The organism is Streptomyces pseudovenezuelae (assembly GCF_001513955.1).
In the GTDB taxonomy this organism is placed as follows: domain Bacteria; phylum Actinomycetota; class Actinomycetes; order Streptomycetales; family Streptomycetaceae; genus Streptomyces; species Streptomyces pseudovenezuelae.
The window spans coordinates 426,879-441,253 of record NZ_KQ948151.1 but is presented as its reverse complement, the minus strand read 5'-3'; the positions used below and the strand labels follow the sequence as shown (position 1 = coordinate 441,253).

Annotated in this window: 16 protein-coding genes and 1 pseudogene; 8 read left to right on the top strand and 9 right to left on the bottom strand. The window is 70.5% G+C overall.

The features are described from left to right. Nucleotides 1–79: 79 nt before the first annotated feature. Nucleotides 80–1,039 (bottom strand): sensor histidine kinase, encoded by a 960-nt coding sequence (locus tag AQI94_RS33715; RefSeq protein ID WP_031055728.1) that lies wholly within the window; start codon nt 1,037–1,039, stop codon nt 80–82. Beyond that, complete coding sequence (locus AQI94_RS33710) at nt 1,036–1,818, bottom strand: MEDS domain-containing protein (protein WP_031055726.1); 783 nt, start codon at nt 1,816–1,818, stop codon at nt 1,036–1,038. The genes AQI94_RS33715 and AQI94_RS33710 overlap by 4 nt, the downstream gene beginning before the upstream one ends. A gap of 281 nt (nt 1,819–2,099) precedes the next feature. Here AQI94_RS33710 and AQI94_RS33705 point away from each other — a divergent pair, with 281 nt between their 5' ends. Together AQI94_RS33705 and AQI94_RS33700 are read left to right on the top strand one after the other, a co-directional pair. Next, nucleotides 2,100–2,990, top strand: coding sequence for an alpha/beta fold hydrolase (locus AQI94_RS33705; RefSeq protein ID WP_031055724.1), 891 nt, complete (start codon nt 2,100–2,102; stop codon nt 2,988–2,990). Nucleotides 2,991–3,100: 110 nt separating this feature from the next. Next, complete coding sequence (locus AQI94_RS33700) at nt 3,101–3,709, top strand: NAD(P)-dependent oxidoreductase (protein ID WP_031055721.1); 609 nt, start codon at nt 3,101–3,103, stop codon at nt 3,707–3,709. 9 nt (nt 3,710–3,718) lie between these two features. Here AQI94_RS33700 and AQI94_RS33695 read toward each other — a convergent pair whose 3' ends face one another. The 3 genes and pseudogenes from AQI94_RS33695 to AQI94_RS46310 all read right to left on the bottom strand — a co-directional run bounded on the left by AQI94_RS33695 (nt 3,719) and on the right by AQI94_RS46310 (nt 6,453). Continuing rightward, complete coding sequence (locus AQI94_RS33695) at nt 3,719–4,618, bottom strand: LysR family transcriptional regulator (protein WP_031055719.1); 900 nt, start codon at nt 4,616–4,618, stop codon at nt 3,719–3,721. Between the two features lie 175 nt (nt 4,619–4,793). Then, nucleotides 4,794–4,889 (bottom strand): annotated as a pseudogene (locus AQI94_RS46760) (IS5/IS1182 family transposase); the annotation flags it as partial. A 40-nt stretch (nt 4,890–4,929) separates the two neighbouring features. After that, a complete protein-coding gene (locus AQI94_RS46310; RefSeq protein ID WP_263973323.1) occupies nt 4,930–6,453 on the bottom strand; it encodes a hypothetical protein in 1,524 nt (507 codons plus the stop codon). A 260-nt stretch (nt 6,454–6,713) separates the two neighbouring features. Between AQI94_RS46310 and rpmG the strand changes: the two genes are divergently transcribed. From rpmG to ykgO, 3 genes are read left to right on the top strand one after another with little or no spacing between them, the layout of a single operon-like run. Then, complete coding sequence (rpmG, locus tag AQI94_RS33685; RefSeq protein ID WP_031055715.1) at nt 6,714–6,878, top strand: 50S ribosomal protein L33; 165 nt, start codon at nt 6,714–6,716, stop codon at nt 6,876–6,878. 46 nt (nt 6,879–6,924) lie between these two features. Next, nucleotides 6,925–7,185, top strand: coding sequence for a type B 50S ribosomal protein L31 (locus tag AQI94_RS33680; protein ID WP_031055712.1), 261 nt, complete (start codon nt 6,925–6,927; stop codon nt 7,183–7,185). Between the two features lie 55 nt (nt 7,186–7,240). After that, nucleotides 7,241–7,363 carry a type B 50S ribosomal protein L36 gene (ykgO, locus tag AQI94_RS33675; RefSeq protein ID WP_014669332.1) on the top strand — a complete coding sequence of 41 codons (123 nt, stop codon included), beginning with the start codon at nt 7,241–7,243 and terminating at the stop codon, nt 7,361–7,363. 121 nt (nt 7,364–7,484) lie between these two features. Here the strand turns inward: ykgO and AQI94_RS33670 are convergent, their stop codons facing one another. Next, nucleotides 7,485–8,456, bottom strand: a complete 972-nt coding sequence (locus AQI94_RS33670; protein WP_031055710.1) for a helix-turn-helix transcriptional regulator — start codon at nt 8,454–8,456, stop codon at nt 7,485–7,487. A gap of 133 nt (nt 8,457–8,589) precedes the next feature. On the opposite strand from AQI94_RS33670, the gene AQI94_RS33665 reads away from it, so the two are divergent. Both AQI94_RS33665 and AQI94_RS33660 read left to right on the top strand, forming a co-directional pair. Next, nucleotides 8,590–9,276, top strand: a complete 687-nt coding sequence (locus tag AQI94_RS33665) for an alpha/beta fold hydrolase (RefSeq protein WP_031055708.1) — start codon at nt 8,590–8,592, stop codon at nt 9,274–9,276. Next, entirely contained in the window at nt 9,269–9,847 is a 579-nt protein-coding gene (locus AQI94_RS33660; protein ID WP_031055704.1) for a GNAT family N-acetyltransferase, read from the top strand. The genes AQI94_RS33665 and AQI94_RS33660 overlap by 8 nt, the downstream gene beginning before the upstream one ends. 176 nt (nt 9,848–10,023) lie before the next feature. On the opposite strand, the gene bdeA is transcribed toward AQI94_RS33660, so the two are convergent. The 3 genes from bdeA to AQI94_RS33645 form a co-directional block, all read right to left on the bottom strand. Next, nucleotides 10,024–10,956, bottom strand: coding sequence for a bis(hydroxyethyl) terephthalate hydrolase (gene bdeA / locus AQI94_RS33655; protein ID WP_031055702.1), 933 nt, complete (start codon nt 10,954–10,956; stop codon nt 10,024–10,026). A 208-nt stretch (nt 10,957–11,164) separates the two neighbouring features. Continuing rightward, nucleotides 11,165–12,697, bottom strand: coding sequence for a helix-turn-helix transcriptional regulator (locus AQI94_RS33650; RefSeq protein ID WP_158806383.1), 1,533 nt, complete (start codon nt 12,695–12,697; stop codon nt 11,165–11,167). 161 nt (nt 12,698–12,858) lie between these two features. Continuing rightward, nucleotides 12,859–13,821, bottom strand: coding sequence for a helix-turn-helix transcriptional regulator (locus AQI94_RS33645; RefSeq protein ID WP_031055696.1), 963 nt, complete (start codon nt 13,819–13,821; stop codon nt 12,859–12,861). A 106-nt stretch (nt 13,822–13,927) separates the two neighbouring features. Here AQI94_RS33645 and AQI94_RS33640 point away from each other — a divergent pair, with 106 nt between their 5' ends. Continuing rightward, nucleotides 13,928–14,293, top strand: coding sequence for a VOC family protein (locus AQI94_RS33640; protein ID WP_031055692.1), 366 nt, complete (start codon nt 13,928–13,930; stop codon nt 14,291–14,293). Nucleotides 14,294–14,375: the final 82 nt, after the last annotated feature.

Here is a 14,375-nt window from a genome sequence, read left to right as displayed (position 1 = left end):
GCCGGTAGGTCCAACTGGCGTGTCCCGGGCGGGCAACCAACCGCCCGAGACACGCCTTCCGCGCTGCGTGTGCGGTTGGTCAGCCGGTGAGCTGGGTGTGGAGGCGGATGGTGGTGCCGGTGTCCGGGGTGGAGCGGATTTCGACGAGGTCGCAGAGTTGGTGGACGAGCCACAGGCCCCGCCCGCCGACCTGGGTGCTGGTCGGCCTGTGGCGTCCGGCCAAGGGATCCGCGATGAAACCGGAGTCGCGGAACTCGCACACCATCCGCTGGTCCTCGTGCCAGGTGCGCAGCGTGCCGTGCCCGCCGCCATGGCGGATGCTGTTGGTGGCGATCTCGGTGGCGGCCAGGTGCAGTTCGCGCAGTCGTCGGTCGGCCAGCCCGAGCTGCTCGGCGCAGGCCGAGATCTTCTCCCGGAGGGCGGGCAGGTCTCCGTTGGTGTAGATGAATTCCTCGTAGGGGTCGCACGGGTGGCTCAGCGGGACGAAGTCGAACGGTGCCTGCGGGTCGTAGTCCGTGCTCGGCGCGCTGCGTCCGCCCGTGCGGATCTGGGGGTGGCAGCGGGTGAGCTGCTGCAGTGCGGCGCCGTCACCGGTGGTGTCGTACGGGCACAGCAGCCACCAGGCGGGGCCGTCGGCGAAGGCCTTGTTCAGCAGCCACTCGTGATAGCGCAGCTGTTCCGCCTGTGCCTGACTCTGTACTTGATCCCACGGGGATTCGCCGATCCCGCGTACGGGCCGGCCTCCGGCGGCGTGTTCCCTGATCCATTCCTGCCAGGCTCCGATGAGCCGGCCCGGGTGGTGTGCCAAGGCGCTGGTGTCGACGAACCGGACCGTGCCGTCCTCGGGGACCTCTGAGCGCAGCAGGGATGCCTTGTCCTGGGGGACGGCCACCACGACGGCCTCACCGTCGTCGAGGGCCTCCTGGATGAAGCCGACGGTGCCCTGCAGGAACTCGTCGCGGCCTGTGTACGGGTACAGCTCGTGCCGGTACCCGGTCTGCGCCGACGGGGGAGTGTCGGGGTGCGAAGGCAGGGTCACGGCGCCATCACCACCGGGATGGACGGAACGGCGAAGCCGGACAGTTCCCACGCCAGCCGGAGCGTGTCGTTCGTGCCTTCCAGGACGACCTTGCGATCGGGCAGGTGTCTGGACGCGTCGGCCAGGGTTCCCATGGCGGCCGCGTCGAAGAATTCCAGGCCGTGGCAGAGCAGACGTACGGTGACGCTCTGCGCGAGCAGCGTGCACAGGACCGCACCGAAAGCACTGGCGCCTTCGGCGTCGATGACCCCGTTCACCGTCCAGCCTTCCTTTCCCGTCCGGTACACCTGGAATGCGGGTGATTCCGGACGGCTGCCCAGGTAATGGGGATGCACACACCTGACTTCTTCCAGTGTAGAAGCGTCCCACTCGGCGCCGCGGTAGGCGCAGACCACGAGGGCGCCGCTGTCGGCTGCGAACTCCTCCAGGTCCAGCTCGCTGCGCAGCAGCTCCTCAGGTCCCTCGGGCCACGCGTCACGGCTCACGTGGTGCAGCACGCGCAACGACCGGTACCCCTCCCGTCCGGCACTCTCCGCTTCGCGGCGCACCGCGGCGATCAGGGATCCGCCCAGCCGGGCGGGGTCCAGTACCGTCTGGGCGAACTCTCCGGCCGTCTCCACGGCCGGGCCGACGATCATGACCTTGTCGCCGAACAGGGCCCCGTCCGCGACAAAGGCCCGGCTGCGGTCCATGACATCGTCCGCCGGGCCCATCAACTGGCAGACGTGGTCACCGTTTCCGGCCTCGTCGAGTGTGGCCAGGGTGCGCGCCGCTCTCACCGATCCTCCCTCCCTCTGGTGCGCTTCACCCTACTGACTTACCCCGCTCGGCGTCTGAGCGGGCATCTTGAGCGCGGGACGCGTTGGCGGGGGCGATGGAGCGGGCCGACAGGGTGCAGGTGCGTTCGTGGGCACGTCGCCATGGCGGAGCCGTCCGCGAGGCGTGAGTGTGCGCAGAGAGCATCTTTTCTAACCGCCTTGAATCCTTTGACAGGTTAGCCCGGTCCGTGCTTGCATGGGCGAGGACGACCTAACCGGACCAAGCCTTCAAAGGGGTTATAATGAGCTCGGTGCATCACCGGACCGCCACCGTCGGCGGCCACGAGATCTTCTACCGCGAAGCCGGCCCCTCCGACGCCCCCGCGATCGTCCTGCTGCACGGTTATCCGACGAGTTCGTTCATGTTCCGCGAGCTCATCCCGTTGCTCGCCGACGACTACCACGTCATCGCGCCGGACCACCTCGGCTTCGGCCACTCCGCCGCCCCCCTTGTCGGGGAGTTCACCTACACCTTCGACGCCCTCGCCGACCTCACCTCCGGACTGCTCGACCAGCTGGGCCTGGACCGCTACGCCCTCTACGTGCAGGACTACGGCGCCCCTATCGGATGGCGCCTCGCGCTCAAGCACCCCGAACGGATCTCCGCCCTCGTCACCCAGAACGGCAACGGCTACGAGGATGGTTTCGTCGAGTCGTTCTGGACCGACGTCTGGGCCTACGAGGCGAACCCCGGCCCCGAGACCGAACCCGCCGTCCGGGCCGCGCTGGACATCGACGCCATCCGCTGGCAGTACCTGCACGGCGTGCCGGACCCGAGTCTGGTCAGCCCGGACACCTGGCAGCACGACTTCGCCCTCGTCTCCCGCGAGGGCAACGACGAGATCCAGCTGGCGCTGTTCCGCGACTACGGGAACAACCGCCCGCTCTACCCGCTGCTGCACGAGTTCCTGCGCACCAGTGAGGTCCCGGTGCTCGCTGTGTGGGGCCGTAACGACGAAATCTTCGGCCCGGCCGGCGCGCAGGCCTTCGCCCGCGACGCCAGGGACGCCGAGGTGCACCTGATCGACGGCGGTCACTTCCTGCTGGAGAGTCACCTGGACGTCGTCGCGGGCTACTTGCGCGGCTTCCTCGGGCGGGTGCTGGGCCAGGCTCCCGGAACCATGGGGACGTGACCCTCGGGAAGGGCAGGTGGAGGGGGAGTGTGCCGAGTTGCGTCAGGGTAACTTGCCAAGTCAGTTACTTGCACTTGATGTAAAGTCGTGGGCTCCCTAGCGTTCTCGGCATGAACCTCACCGTCCTCGCCGCCTCCGGACAGACCGGAATCGCCCTCACCCGCCAGGCCTTGCGACGTGGTCACACGGTGACCGCCATCGCGCGTGATCCGGAGCGGATCACCGTGCCCGACGCTCCGAACCTGCGCAAAGTGCCGGGCGACGTGAACGACGCGGCCGGTATCGCCGCCGTCATCGAGCGGGATTCCGTGGTCCTTTCCGCACTCGGCACGGACCGGGCAGGGATTCTCCTGACCGGCGCCCGGGCCGTCCTCGCCGCCGGCCCGCAGCGCGTCATCTGGCTCGGCGCCTACGGCACGGGTGCGTCCGCCGAAGCGGCGGGGGAGGGCGCGAGGGTGCTGGTGAAGGTGCTGGGCGACCGGCTCGCCGACAAGGTCGAGGCCGACAACACCGTTCTCGCGGCCGGGGGCACCGTCTTCCACGCCGGGATGCTCGCCGACGGACCGGAAAGCCCCCGTCGGCGCACGGTCGGTCTGGAGGCCGCGCCTCCTTTCGACCTCGGCGCGAAGGTCAGCCGGGAGACCGTCGCCGCGGCGATGCTCGACGAAGCCGAGATGCCTGGTTTTGCCGGTGCCGTGGCCCTGCCCCTGGCGGAGTAGGCGCAGTGGTCAGCCGGCGGTGATCTCTTCGAACGACGCCCGGACCTGCTCGCGGAGCCAGGCGTGGGCGGGGTCGGAATCGTATCGCTGGTGCCAGTTGCAGCTGATCTTCGCCGACGGGAACTCGATCGGCAGCGGCCGGGCGAGGAGCCCGAACGCCTCGAAGAGCGGGCGGCCGAAGTCGGCCGTACAGGTGACCAGCGCGTCGCTTCGGGCGGCGATCTGCAGGGCGCCGGACACCGTCGCCACCGCCGCGACCACCCGGCGCCGTAGCCCCTCGGCGGCCAGCACGTCGTCGATCGGCGCGGTGAGGCGACCACGCCGGGAGATCACCACATGCGGGTGTGCCGCGTAGGACGCCAGATCGAGTCCAGTGGCGCAAGGGTGGTCCGCGCGCATCGCCACGACGAGACGATCTTCACCTAGCGGCTCGGACCGGAACTCGGACAGACCGGGCCGGCCACCGCCGAGTTCCAGATCGACGCGGCCATGGCGCAGATCGTCGGTGTCGACAGTGTTCTCCGCCAGCACCCGCAGCTGCACACCGGGAGCCAGCTGCTGGATCCTCCCGACCAGTACCGGCACCAGCGACGAGGCCATCGCGTCGTGGCACTGGACGGTGAACGTGCGCTCCATCGCGGCCAGATCCAACTCCCGTATCGGCGACAGCACTTCACGCGCCTGCCTGACCAGCCGGTGCACGTCCTCCCGCACCGACAGCGCATACGGGGTGGGGGTCATCGAGTGGCCGGTGCGCACCAGGATGTCGTCCCCCGTGACGGCGCGAATCCGGCCGAGAGTGCGACTGACCGCGGGCGAGGACAGGTGCAGCCGCTCGGCCGCGCCCATCACGCTGCCCTCTTCGAGCAAGGCGTCCAGCACGGTCAGCAGGTTCAAGTCCAACTGCATGGCAGTAAATCCTCACACGACGCAGATCCACTTCGATCAACTTCAGGAGCATCCCATGGGCCAGGAACTGCTTGCCGGGGCCGTCGTCGCCGTGCCCGGCCGGGTCGGGACCGCCGCACGGGAGAATCACGTATGACGATCACTGTGCCTGCCTGCCTACCGGCCTTTTGCCGAGGTGGCGGGCCCATCGCCGGCAACGGACCGGATCCGCCCGCATCAGCGGCTGGATCCGGTCCCACGCTATATAGGCGATCACTGAGCGGACGGACACGTCCGATCGGCCGACCGGCCGATCAGCCTGTCATCCGGCCTCATCGACCGCTGTGCGACCGCGTCCTCCGCGCCGTCAGGAACACCAGCGCGCCACCCGCCACCAGCAGGGCTGCGGTGCCCGCCCGGAGCAGGACTCCGTCCGCGCCCGTCGCGGCGAGTCCGCCGCCGGTCACCGTCCCGCCGCTCGCTGTTCCCGCCCCGGAGTCGGACGGGCTCGCGGTGGCCGTGGCCGACGCGGAGGCGGAGGCGCTGGGCGACGGGCTGGACGTCGCCGAGCCGGTGGCCTTCACCGCGATCGCCGTGGTGTCGTTAGCCGTGTCCTCGTCACGGTTGGGGTAGTCGGGGTTCTCCACCGCCTTCACGCTGCCCTGGGCGCCGGGGACGACCCGGTCGATCCGCACCGTGAACTCCTGGGTCACCGAGTCGCCCGGCCGGAAGTCCGTGCTGCCGATGGCGCAGGTGTAGCTCTTCGCGCCGGCCTTCCGCGGGGTGCAGTTCCACAGCGGCCCGGGGTCACCCTGCTCACCGGGACCGGGAGCGCCCGTGATGGTGGTGCCCGCGGGCGGAGTGACCACGAAGGTGCCGGAGTTGTCGGCGTCCATCCACTGGAAGCCCATCCGGCCCGGGCCGTTGTTCCGCACGCCCACGGTGATGCTCACCGTCTCGCCGACCTTGCCCTCGACCGTGTCGCCGAGCGCCTGGTAGTCCGCGTGCTGGGTGGTGGCGAAGGTGCCGTACCCGGAGCCGGTGAAGCCGGAGCCGGAGGCGACGGCCTTCAGACCGAGCTGCGAGCCGGTGCCGGTCTCGGGGAAGTCGGACGGGTCGAAGGAGTCGGGCGCGGTGCCGCCGACCGGCCACACGACGTAGCTGTTGTAGCCGTACATCGTGTCTTTGGTGGCGCTGTAGCGCAGCGGCGCGTCGGTCTCGTAGGCCGAGCCGGGCGCGACCGGGGTGTCGAACCGGCACCAGGCGCCGGCGCTGGGCCGGCCGGAGTAGTGGCAGTTGGAGTGGTCACGGGCGAGAGAGACGCCGTCCGAGTCCTGCACCAGCAGCATGACGCCCTTGTCGGCGGGGGCTTTGCCGGTGTTGGCGAAGGCCGGGGTGCGCTCGAAGACGGCGCCGGGCGCGATGTCCGTCAGCGCCGGGTAGGGCCGGCTGTCGAGCTTGGGCCCGCCGACCAGGACATCTGTCTTCCCCGTCACGGTGGGCGCGTCGGAGGCGGTGGCGGTGTAGGTGATGGCGCCGGTGTCGCCCGCCTCGGCGGCCGCGGTGGGCTTCAGGAGGAACGGGTCGATCGACTCCTTGCCCGACAGCGGGCCCACGTCACACCTCACCTTGAGGGCGCCCGTGCTCGCGCAGTCCCCCGTGACCACCATCGTCGCCTTTCCGGCGAGGGACGACGCGTCGACCACGACCGATACGTCATGGGCGTCCCCGCCCGAGGCGGTGATGCCGAGGCCCAGGTTCGGGCCCTCGCCCTCGGTCGGGAGGGTGTAGGTCTCCTGGGCGTCCAGGACGAGCGTCGTTCCGGCGGCGTGCGCGGCCGGGACGGAGACCGCCATGGCGGCGATCATGAAAGCGGCGGCCGCCGCTTTCTGACAGGTTCTGCGTATCGTCAGCACGCTACGTGGACACGTCAGAACACCGGAAGGTTGCGCCCGAGCGTCCGACAGCTGACGTACATGTTCCGCCCGGGGAACCTCGCCGGGTCACTCGCACCAGCGGTGGCCGACCGTCGGGAATGATGCGACGGGGGGACTTGTTGTGACCACTGCATGACATGACCGAGTCAAAGTGCTCGGTGGTGGCGGAAGGAGTCCTCATGGCACGCAGCACCACGCGGCCCGTCGTCACGCTCAGGTCGACGGCCGGCACCGGAGTCACCTACGTGACACGCAAGAACCGTCTGGCCCACCCCGACCGGCTGGTCGTGCGCAAGTACGACCCGGTGGCCGACAAGCACGTTCTGTTCCGCGAGGAACGTTGACACCCGCCTCGGTCCTCGACCGAGGTCCCGCAAGGAGGCAGCACCCATGAGGTCCACCATTCACCCCGTCTCCCGCCCCGTCGTCTTCCGCGACCGCGCGGCGGGCTTCCAACTCCTCACCCGCTCCACCCTCGACGCACAGCACACCGTGGAGTGGGAGGACGGCACCACGTACCCCGTCGTCGACGTGGACATCTCGTCCGCGAGTCATCCGTTCTACACCGGCACGTCGCGGGTCGTGGACACCGCGGGTCGAGTGGAGCGCTTCGAGCGACGCTACGGCCGTACCGCGCCCGTCCGTCCCTGACGGCCCGAGCCGTCCGACCCCTGCAAGGCGCGACAAGCCCGACAAGGAGGCCGTTATGAAGGTACGCAATTCCCTGCGCTCGCTGAAGGCCAAGCCCGGCGCTCAGGTGGTGCGCAGGCGTGGCGTGACCTTTGTGATCAACAAGAAGGACCCCCGCTTCAAGGCCCGCCAAGGCTGACGCCACCGCGCAGCACACCTCAGCGGCCCGGCACCGCCCTCGCGGTGCCGGGCCGATGCCGGACATGCGGTCGATCGGCAGGTGCGGCGGACGCCCTCGGTTCGTGGTCGCGGGACCGCGCTCAGGGCTCGTCCGTCACGGCGGCGGTGAAACGCGTGGCGAGCACTTCCACCGCCGCGCGCAGTTCCTGCCCGCCCTCGACACGGAAGGCGAGCGGCAGCTGCGCCAGCCACTCCTGCGCGTACATCGTCGGATTCCTCGTGCTGCCGACGAGCGCGCACCCCTCTCCCGACGGTTCCAGCCGCCCCATGGGCGGGCGGATCAACGGCAGCACCTCGGCCATCGGGGCGTCGAACACGACCCGCGTCGGAAACGCCCACCCCTGGCCCAGGTTCTCCTCCAGCGCTGCCACCGGGTCGAGGCCGTCGGGCGTCTCGAACGCGTGGGCGGTCTCCCGGACCGCGCGGACACGGTCGATCCGGTAGGTGCGGATCGCGTCCGCGCGGTGCGAGTGGCACAGCAGGTACCAGCGGCCGTAGCGGACGACGACCGCCCAGGGGTCCACCTCGGCCTCCCACTCGTCGCCGGACTCGCTGCGGTACGTGACCAGCACGCGGCGTCGTACCGCGCTCGCCGCGACGAGTCTGCTCGTGAGCGCGGGATCCGGACGGGACGCGTGCCGGTCGGGCGCCGCCGACGCGTGCTCGCGCAGGGCTGCCGCCTGCCGGCCGACGCTCTCGGGCAACGCGCGGATGACCTTGCCCAGGGCCGTACCGACGAGGTCGTCGGCATCGGGGTCGGCGGCCGCCGGCTGACCGTCGAGGACCGCCATCACCAGGCCCAGGGCCTCGGGCTCGGTGAAGACGACCGGCGGCAGCCGCGCCCCGCGCCCGAGTCGGTACCCGCCGTAGGGGCCCCGGGCCGAGTGCACGGGGATGCCCGCCTCGCGGAGAATCCCGACATAGCGGCGCGCGGCCCGTTCCGTGACCCCCAGAGAGGCGGCGAGCTCGTCTGCCGTCACCCCCGCGGGACGGGACTGGAGGATCTCGAGGGTGCGCAGGGCTCGCGCGGTGGGGCTGAGCTCGGTGGGCACCCGAGCAGATTAGGTGGTCACCGGAAGTACCGGAAGTGGATTGTCCGGAACCAGTCGTAGCGTGATGCCAGCGATCTCACCGATCTCACGATCCCCTCGACCTCACGGGCTTCACGGGAAAGAGAACTGATCCATGGACATCCTGCTCATCGCCGGCCTGTGGCTCGACGCATCCGCCTGGGACGACGTCGTGCCCGTGCTCAAGGAACTCGGCCATCGCCCTATGGCGCTCACCCTGCCCGGTCAGGGTGACGGAGCCGGATCCGCCACCCTGGAGGACCAGGTGGCGACGGTGCTCGCCGCCGTGGACGCGGCGCCCGACAAGCCCCTGGTGGTCGGGCACTCCGCCGCCACCACCCTGGCCTGGCTCGCCGCCGACGCGCGGCCGGAGCGGATCGCCGGGGTGGCCCTCATCGGAGGCTTCCCGTCCGCCGACGGGCAGCCGTACGCCGACTTCTTCGAGGCGAAGGACGGCGTGATGCCCTTTCCCGGCTGGGAACCGTTCGAGGGACCGGACTCCGCCGACCTCGACGAGGAGGCGCGCAGCCGCTTCGCCTCGGCGGCGATCCCCGTGCCCGAGCGGGTGGCCAAGGGGACGGTGCGGCTGAAGGACGAGCGGAGGTTCGACGTCCCGATGCTGCTCGTGTGCCCCGAGTTCACCCCCGCCCAGGCCCGGGACTGGATCGACGCCGGTGACGTGCCCGAGGTCGCCCGCGCCGAGCACGTGGACTTCGTCGACATCGACTCGGGCCACTGGCCGATGATCACCAAGCCGGTCGAACTCGCCCGGTTGCTGGCCGCGGCGGCCACCGATGCCTGAGCCCCGGCCGTACGGGGTCCGTCCTCTGGACGCCTCCACCTGGGACGCCTTCGCCGAGCTCGTCGAGCGCAACAACGGTGTCTACGGCGGGTGTTGGTGCATGAGCTACCACCCGGAGTGCCGCCAGCACGGGATCAGCCGCCGCGAGGCCAAAGAGGACCTCGTACGGACCGGCCGCGCCCACGCCGCGCTCGTCCTCGACGAGCACGGCACCGCACAGGGATGGTGCCAGTACGGCAGCCCCGAGGAACTCTCCGACATCAAGCACCGGCGGGCGTACGACAAGGACGCACCGCCGCGGCCGGACTGGCGGATCACCTGCGTCTACGTCGACAGGAAGCACCGCGGACGGGGCATCGCGCGCGCAGCGCTGGAAGGCGCCCTCGACCAGATCGCCCAAGCCGGAGGAGGCCTGGTCGAAGCCATCTCGGAGGTGACCGACGGGCGCGAGGCGCAGGGCCGCTTCCTGTTCAGCGCGACCGTCGAACTCCTCCAGGACTTCGGGTTCACTCGCGGTCGTCAGGTCGGCAAGCATGCGTGGATCATGAGCAGGGTGGTCGATCCGGCGTGAGGCCGGCACGCGCGCCGCGGGTCAACCGACCTGTTTCGTAAAGGGCTTGGCGGCTGCCTCTCCAGTCCGAACCCGTCGTGCCCGGGCACGTGCGCGCTGCCGCCGCCGCGCGGCCAGGGGAGGCCGTACGACGGCGTCAGCGTTCCGAGCGATGACCCCGGCCGGCCGGGGCGGTGTCAGGAGGTGTGCGGGCAGTTGCCCCGGGACTCGGCGATCGTGAGGCTGACGGCCGGGAGCGGGCAGAGGAACTGCTCGTAGCGGGTGTCGTTGTCGATGAACCGCTTCAGCCAGGAAATGCTGTACTTCGCGATCGTCGTGTTGGACGAGTTCGGCGTGAAGTGGGTCGCGCCCCGCAGTTCGACGTAGGCGCGGTCGGTGGAGGAGGGCAGGCTCGCGTAGAACGGTTCGGAGTGCGTGGCCACGGGCGCGACGGTGTCACCGTCGGCGCCGATGACCAGGGTGGGAGTCGTGATCTCCGGCCAGGTCTTGTCCAGGTTCCAGCCGGTCAGCGGGATGGCGGCCTGAAGCGAGGGGCGGGACTTGGCCGCTTCGAGGGTGCCGCCGCCACCCATGGAGTGGCCCATCACTCCGAGGCGTCCGGCGTCGATGCGGCTGCGGACCGTGCTGCGCTCCACCAGATAGTCCAGTGCGGCCAGCAACTGCGTTCCGCGACTGTCCGGTTGGTCGGAGGTGGTCAGCGTGTCGATCGTGAAGACGACGAAGCCCTGGGAGGCGAGCCGTGGGCCGAGCCAGGCGATCGAGGACTGATAGGCGGTGAACCCCGGTGACACCGCGACCGCCCCGAACGTCCCGTCGGCAGTACTCGTGGGGTAGTAGACGGTGCCGCCGCCGAACCCGCTCACCGCGAGTCGCGACACGCTGGTCTGCGACACGGCGTAGGGGCCTCTGGCGGCCTCGATGCTCGCCGTGGTCGGCGCGGGGCCCCGCTCGTACGGGTTGTCGGCCGCCTGGGCTCCGCCGGTCAGCGAGGTCAGCAGGCCGACGAGTGCGGCGGCCGTGGCGAGGCCGGAGCCGAGGCGTCCGAAACGGCGGCGCCGGTGACGGTGCGGGGTGCGCGTGGGACGGGAGGTCTCTGGGGCGTCGTTCATCGCGGCTCCTTCGGGTGTGAGGGTTCCGGCGCCTTCGGGCCTGACGGGGACCGCCGGGGGAGGGGCGGCGTCGAGCCCGTGGACGTGACACGAGTCATCCGGCGGGCAACAACGTAGGAGCTGACCAAAAGTCAGTCATCCGTGGAATCACCAGTCATGCGCCAGGCCGGCTCCACACGCACCACCCCGCACGGGAGGATCACCGGTCTCAGCGGTGTACGTCGATGTTGGTCAGCAGGTGCGCGAGGCCGGTGCGCGACCGGACGCCCAGCTGCGCGAAGACGTTGCGCAGGTGGTACTCGACGGTCCGGATGCTGATGGACAGCTCAGCGGCGATCTCCTTGTTCGTCGCGCCGCGCGCCACATCCCGCGCTATGCGCACCTGCTGCGGTGTGAGCGCGGACAACAGTCCCGCCTCTCCGGTCCCGGTCACCTCGCCGGCCGCCCGCAGTTCCGCGCCGGCCCGTCTGGTCCACAGCAGCGCGCCGCAGTGTTCGAAGCCCATCAGCGCGGCACGCAACTGGGCCCGCGCCTCGGTGGGCCGCCGCCGGCGCCGTAGCCACATCCCGAAAGCCAGATGGGTGCGCGCGTGCTCGTACGGACCTGGCGCCTGCTCATGGTGGGCGAGCGCGGTGCGGTAGAGCTCCTCGCTGCGGTCCGCGGGCGCGAGAAGTGCGCGGCAGCGCGCCAGCTGTGCCGGGGCCTGCGGGTCGGCGCCGAGATCCGCCCAGACGGCGAACAGGTCGACCATCTCCGGCGCGTCGAGGGCCCGGTCGGACAGGACACAGGCCTCGACGAAGCACGGCACGGCCAGGAACCACAGCCCGAAATGGCCCTGCCGGGCGCCGGGTTGGACCAGCGGGGCCAGCCGGGCGGCCGCCCGCTCGACCTTGCCCGCCCCCAACTCGGCACGCGCCTGGGCCCATTCGGCGAGAAACACGGCCTGGGCCAGCCCATGCGGCTGAGCGACGGCCAGGACCTCCGCGACCTGGTCACGGACCGCGGGCAGGTCACCCGCGATGGACACCACGAGCGCGCGTACGGCCGACAGGTCGGCGGCGACGTTGCGCTGCCCGAGCCTGCGCGCGAGCACCAGCCCTTCCTCCGCGTGGGCGCGGGCCTGTAGGTGGCGGCCTTCCCGCAGCTCGGCGCAGGCCAGGTGCGCGATGATGCCCGGCACCGCGGTCTCCGCTCCCGCTGAGCGCGCGGACGCCAGGGCGAGGCTCAGGAGCCGTCGTGCGAGGGGGAGTCGGCCCAGCAGGAGGGCCACACTGCCGGCGTCGCAGAGCTCGTCCGTCTCCGCCCGGGGCGTGATCCGGTGCAACCGGGGCTCCAGGACCGCGACGGCCCGTTGGAAGTCACCCTCCGCCACCGCGCTCATCCCGATCCGGTGGTCCCTCCACGCGGCCTCGGGACACCCCGGCGCGCACGGCGTGCATGCGCGGCCCGCACCGCACACGGGACAGGGACCCACCGCGAAGATACGCCGGTAGCTGTCATGGTCACCGGCCGACCAGGCCGCCGACGCCGCTGCCAGCAGGGCGCGGCGGGTCGCGACGGGGTCCGTCTCACGCAGCCCGGCGGCGGCGCGGAGCAGCGCCGAGCAGGCATCCGCCACGGGGCCGTCGCGCAGCAGTTCCTGCCCATGGGCCAGGGCACGCCGGGACGCGGCGTCGGACGCGCACGACACCGTGGCTCCGGTGGCTCCGGGCGGCTCGGCGCGGGTGCCGTCGTCGTTCACACCGATCACCACCCCGGATGCAGCTGTCCCTTGCGTCGCTGGGGACATCCTTGTTGAAAGAATGTCCAACAACGGCTCGCCCGTCGACCTTCGGCGCAAGGTTTCGTGGCGGGACGGTTGCCGCCACCTCTGCTGTCAGGCGGACCTGTTCGGCGTACGGCTCACGCTGCCGGCGGCGCATAGTGGCGGGCAAGGCTGGTGACGAGGTCGTGGAGGTGAGCCCTGGCTTCGGTGGGGCCGTGCACAGTGATGGCGCTCCCGAACGGCAGCAGTGCTCGCACGTCCTCCAGGTGCGGGAAGCGGATCGTCACCCTGTGGCCGGTGGCGGAATCCTGATGCTCGGCCAGGACGAGTCGTTGACCGAAGATCCGTCGCGCTCGCTCGATCTGGGTCCGGTCGATGGTGGCGCTGACCTCCAGCGCATGGTCGTGTTCCCACTGATCAACGAGCGCCGCAGCGACGGTGGCCAGGGTCTCGGTCTCGCGGATCCGTCGGGGCCGGTCGACTTCTTTCCACGCCGTGATCCGTTCGAGTCGGTACAGCCGTGGCACCCCCGCACGGTCGGCGACGAGGTACCAGATGCCGGCCTTGGCGAACAGCCCGTAGGGATCCACGACCAGGTCGCGTGGGCAGGGCTCGCGTGGGCTGTCGTACTCGATCCGAAGCCGGCGCCTCCGCCGCACCGGGTCGATCAGATCAGCCGGAGTCGTGCCGGAAGCACGGGCCTGGAGCCAGGGACGGCTGTCCACGTGCACCACTTCGGTGAGCGGCAGGAGCTCATGATGCTGACGTGGCCGTGCGGCGCCGATCTTGGAGAGCGCGCGCCGGCTTTCGACGGATGCGTCGAGCTCCGTACGTTGCTTCTCATCCAGACCGGTGAGCGACAGATGATCACGCTCGCCCGGTGTCAGGCGTGTGAGGTCGGGCCCGGACCCGGGAAGCATGGTCACTCCACCGAGGCGGCCCCGCTGTGCGGTCACCGGCAGACCGGCGTCGCGGAGCCAGTTGAGGTCCCGGGTGACGGTCCGGAGGGACACCCCGAGCGCCGAGGCGAGCTCCTGTGTGGTCACGGCGTCCCTTGAGGCGAGGAGCAGCATCAGGGAGAAGAAGCGGTCTGGGGTCACCCGGCAAGTTTTCCAGGAAATTGCGACACGATGCGTCGTATATCCCGGTCAGGCTGGCGGCTGCGTACCTACGGCTTAGGCCTACGACCTGCGAGAAGGAACAACCATGACCACATCCGTCGTGTCCATCGTCTATGTGAGCGACGCTCCAGCCGCAGCTCGCTTCTACGGCGATCTCCTCGGCATGAGCCCCTCGTTCGAGACTCCGGGATACATCACCTTCGACCTCGGGCCAAGCGCCGACCTCGGTCTGTGGTCCGGCCAGTTCGAGGATCTGTCACCGGACGTCCCGCGTACCAGTGAGGTGTGCCTGGCCATCGACGACGGACCCGACGAGCTCGACGCGATCTTCACGCGGTGGCAGTCCAAGGGCGTCACGATCCTGCGCGAGCCCCATGACCTGGGCTTCGGCCTGACCTTCCTCGCAGCCGATCCTGACGGGAACCGTATCCGCGTGGCACCGCGGGGCTGAAGGGCCACGATGCGGCAGGCGCGCACGGTGGGTGTCGCGCCCGCCGCCCGCTGACTTCGGGAGGGTGACGAGTGCCCCACAC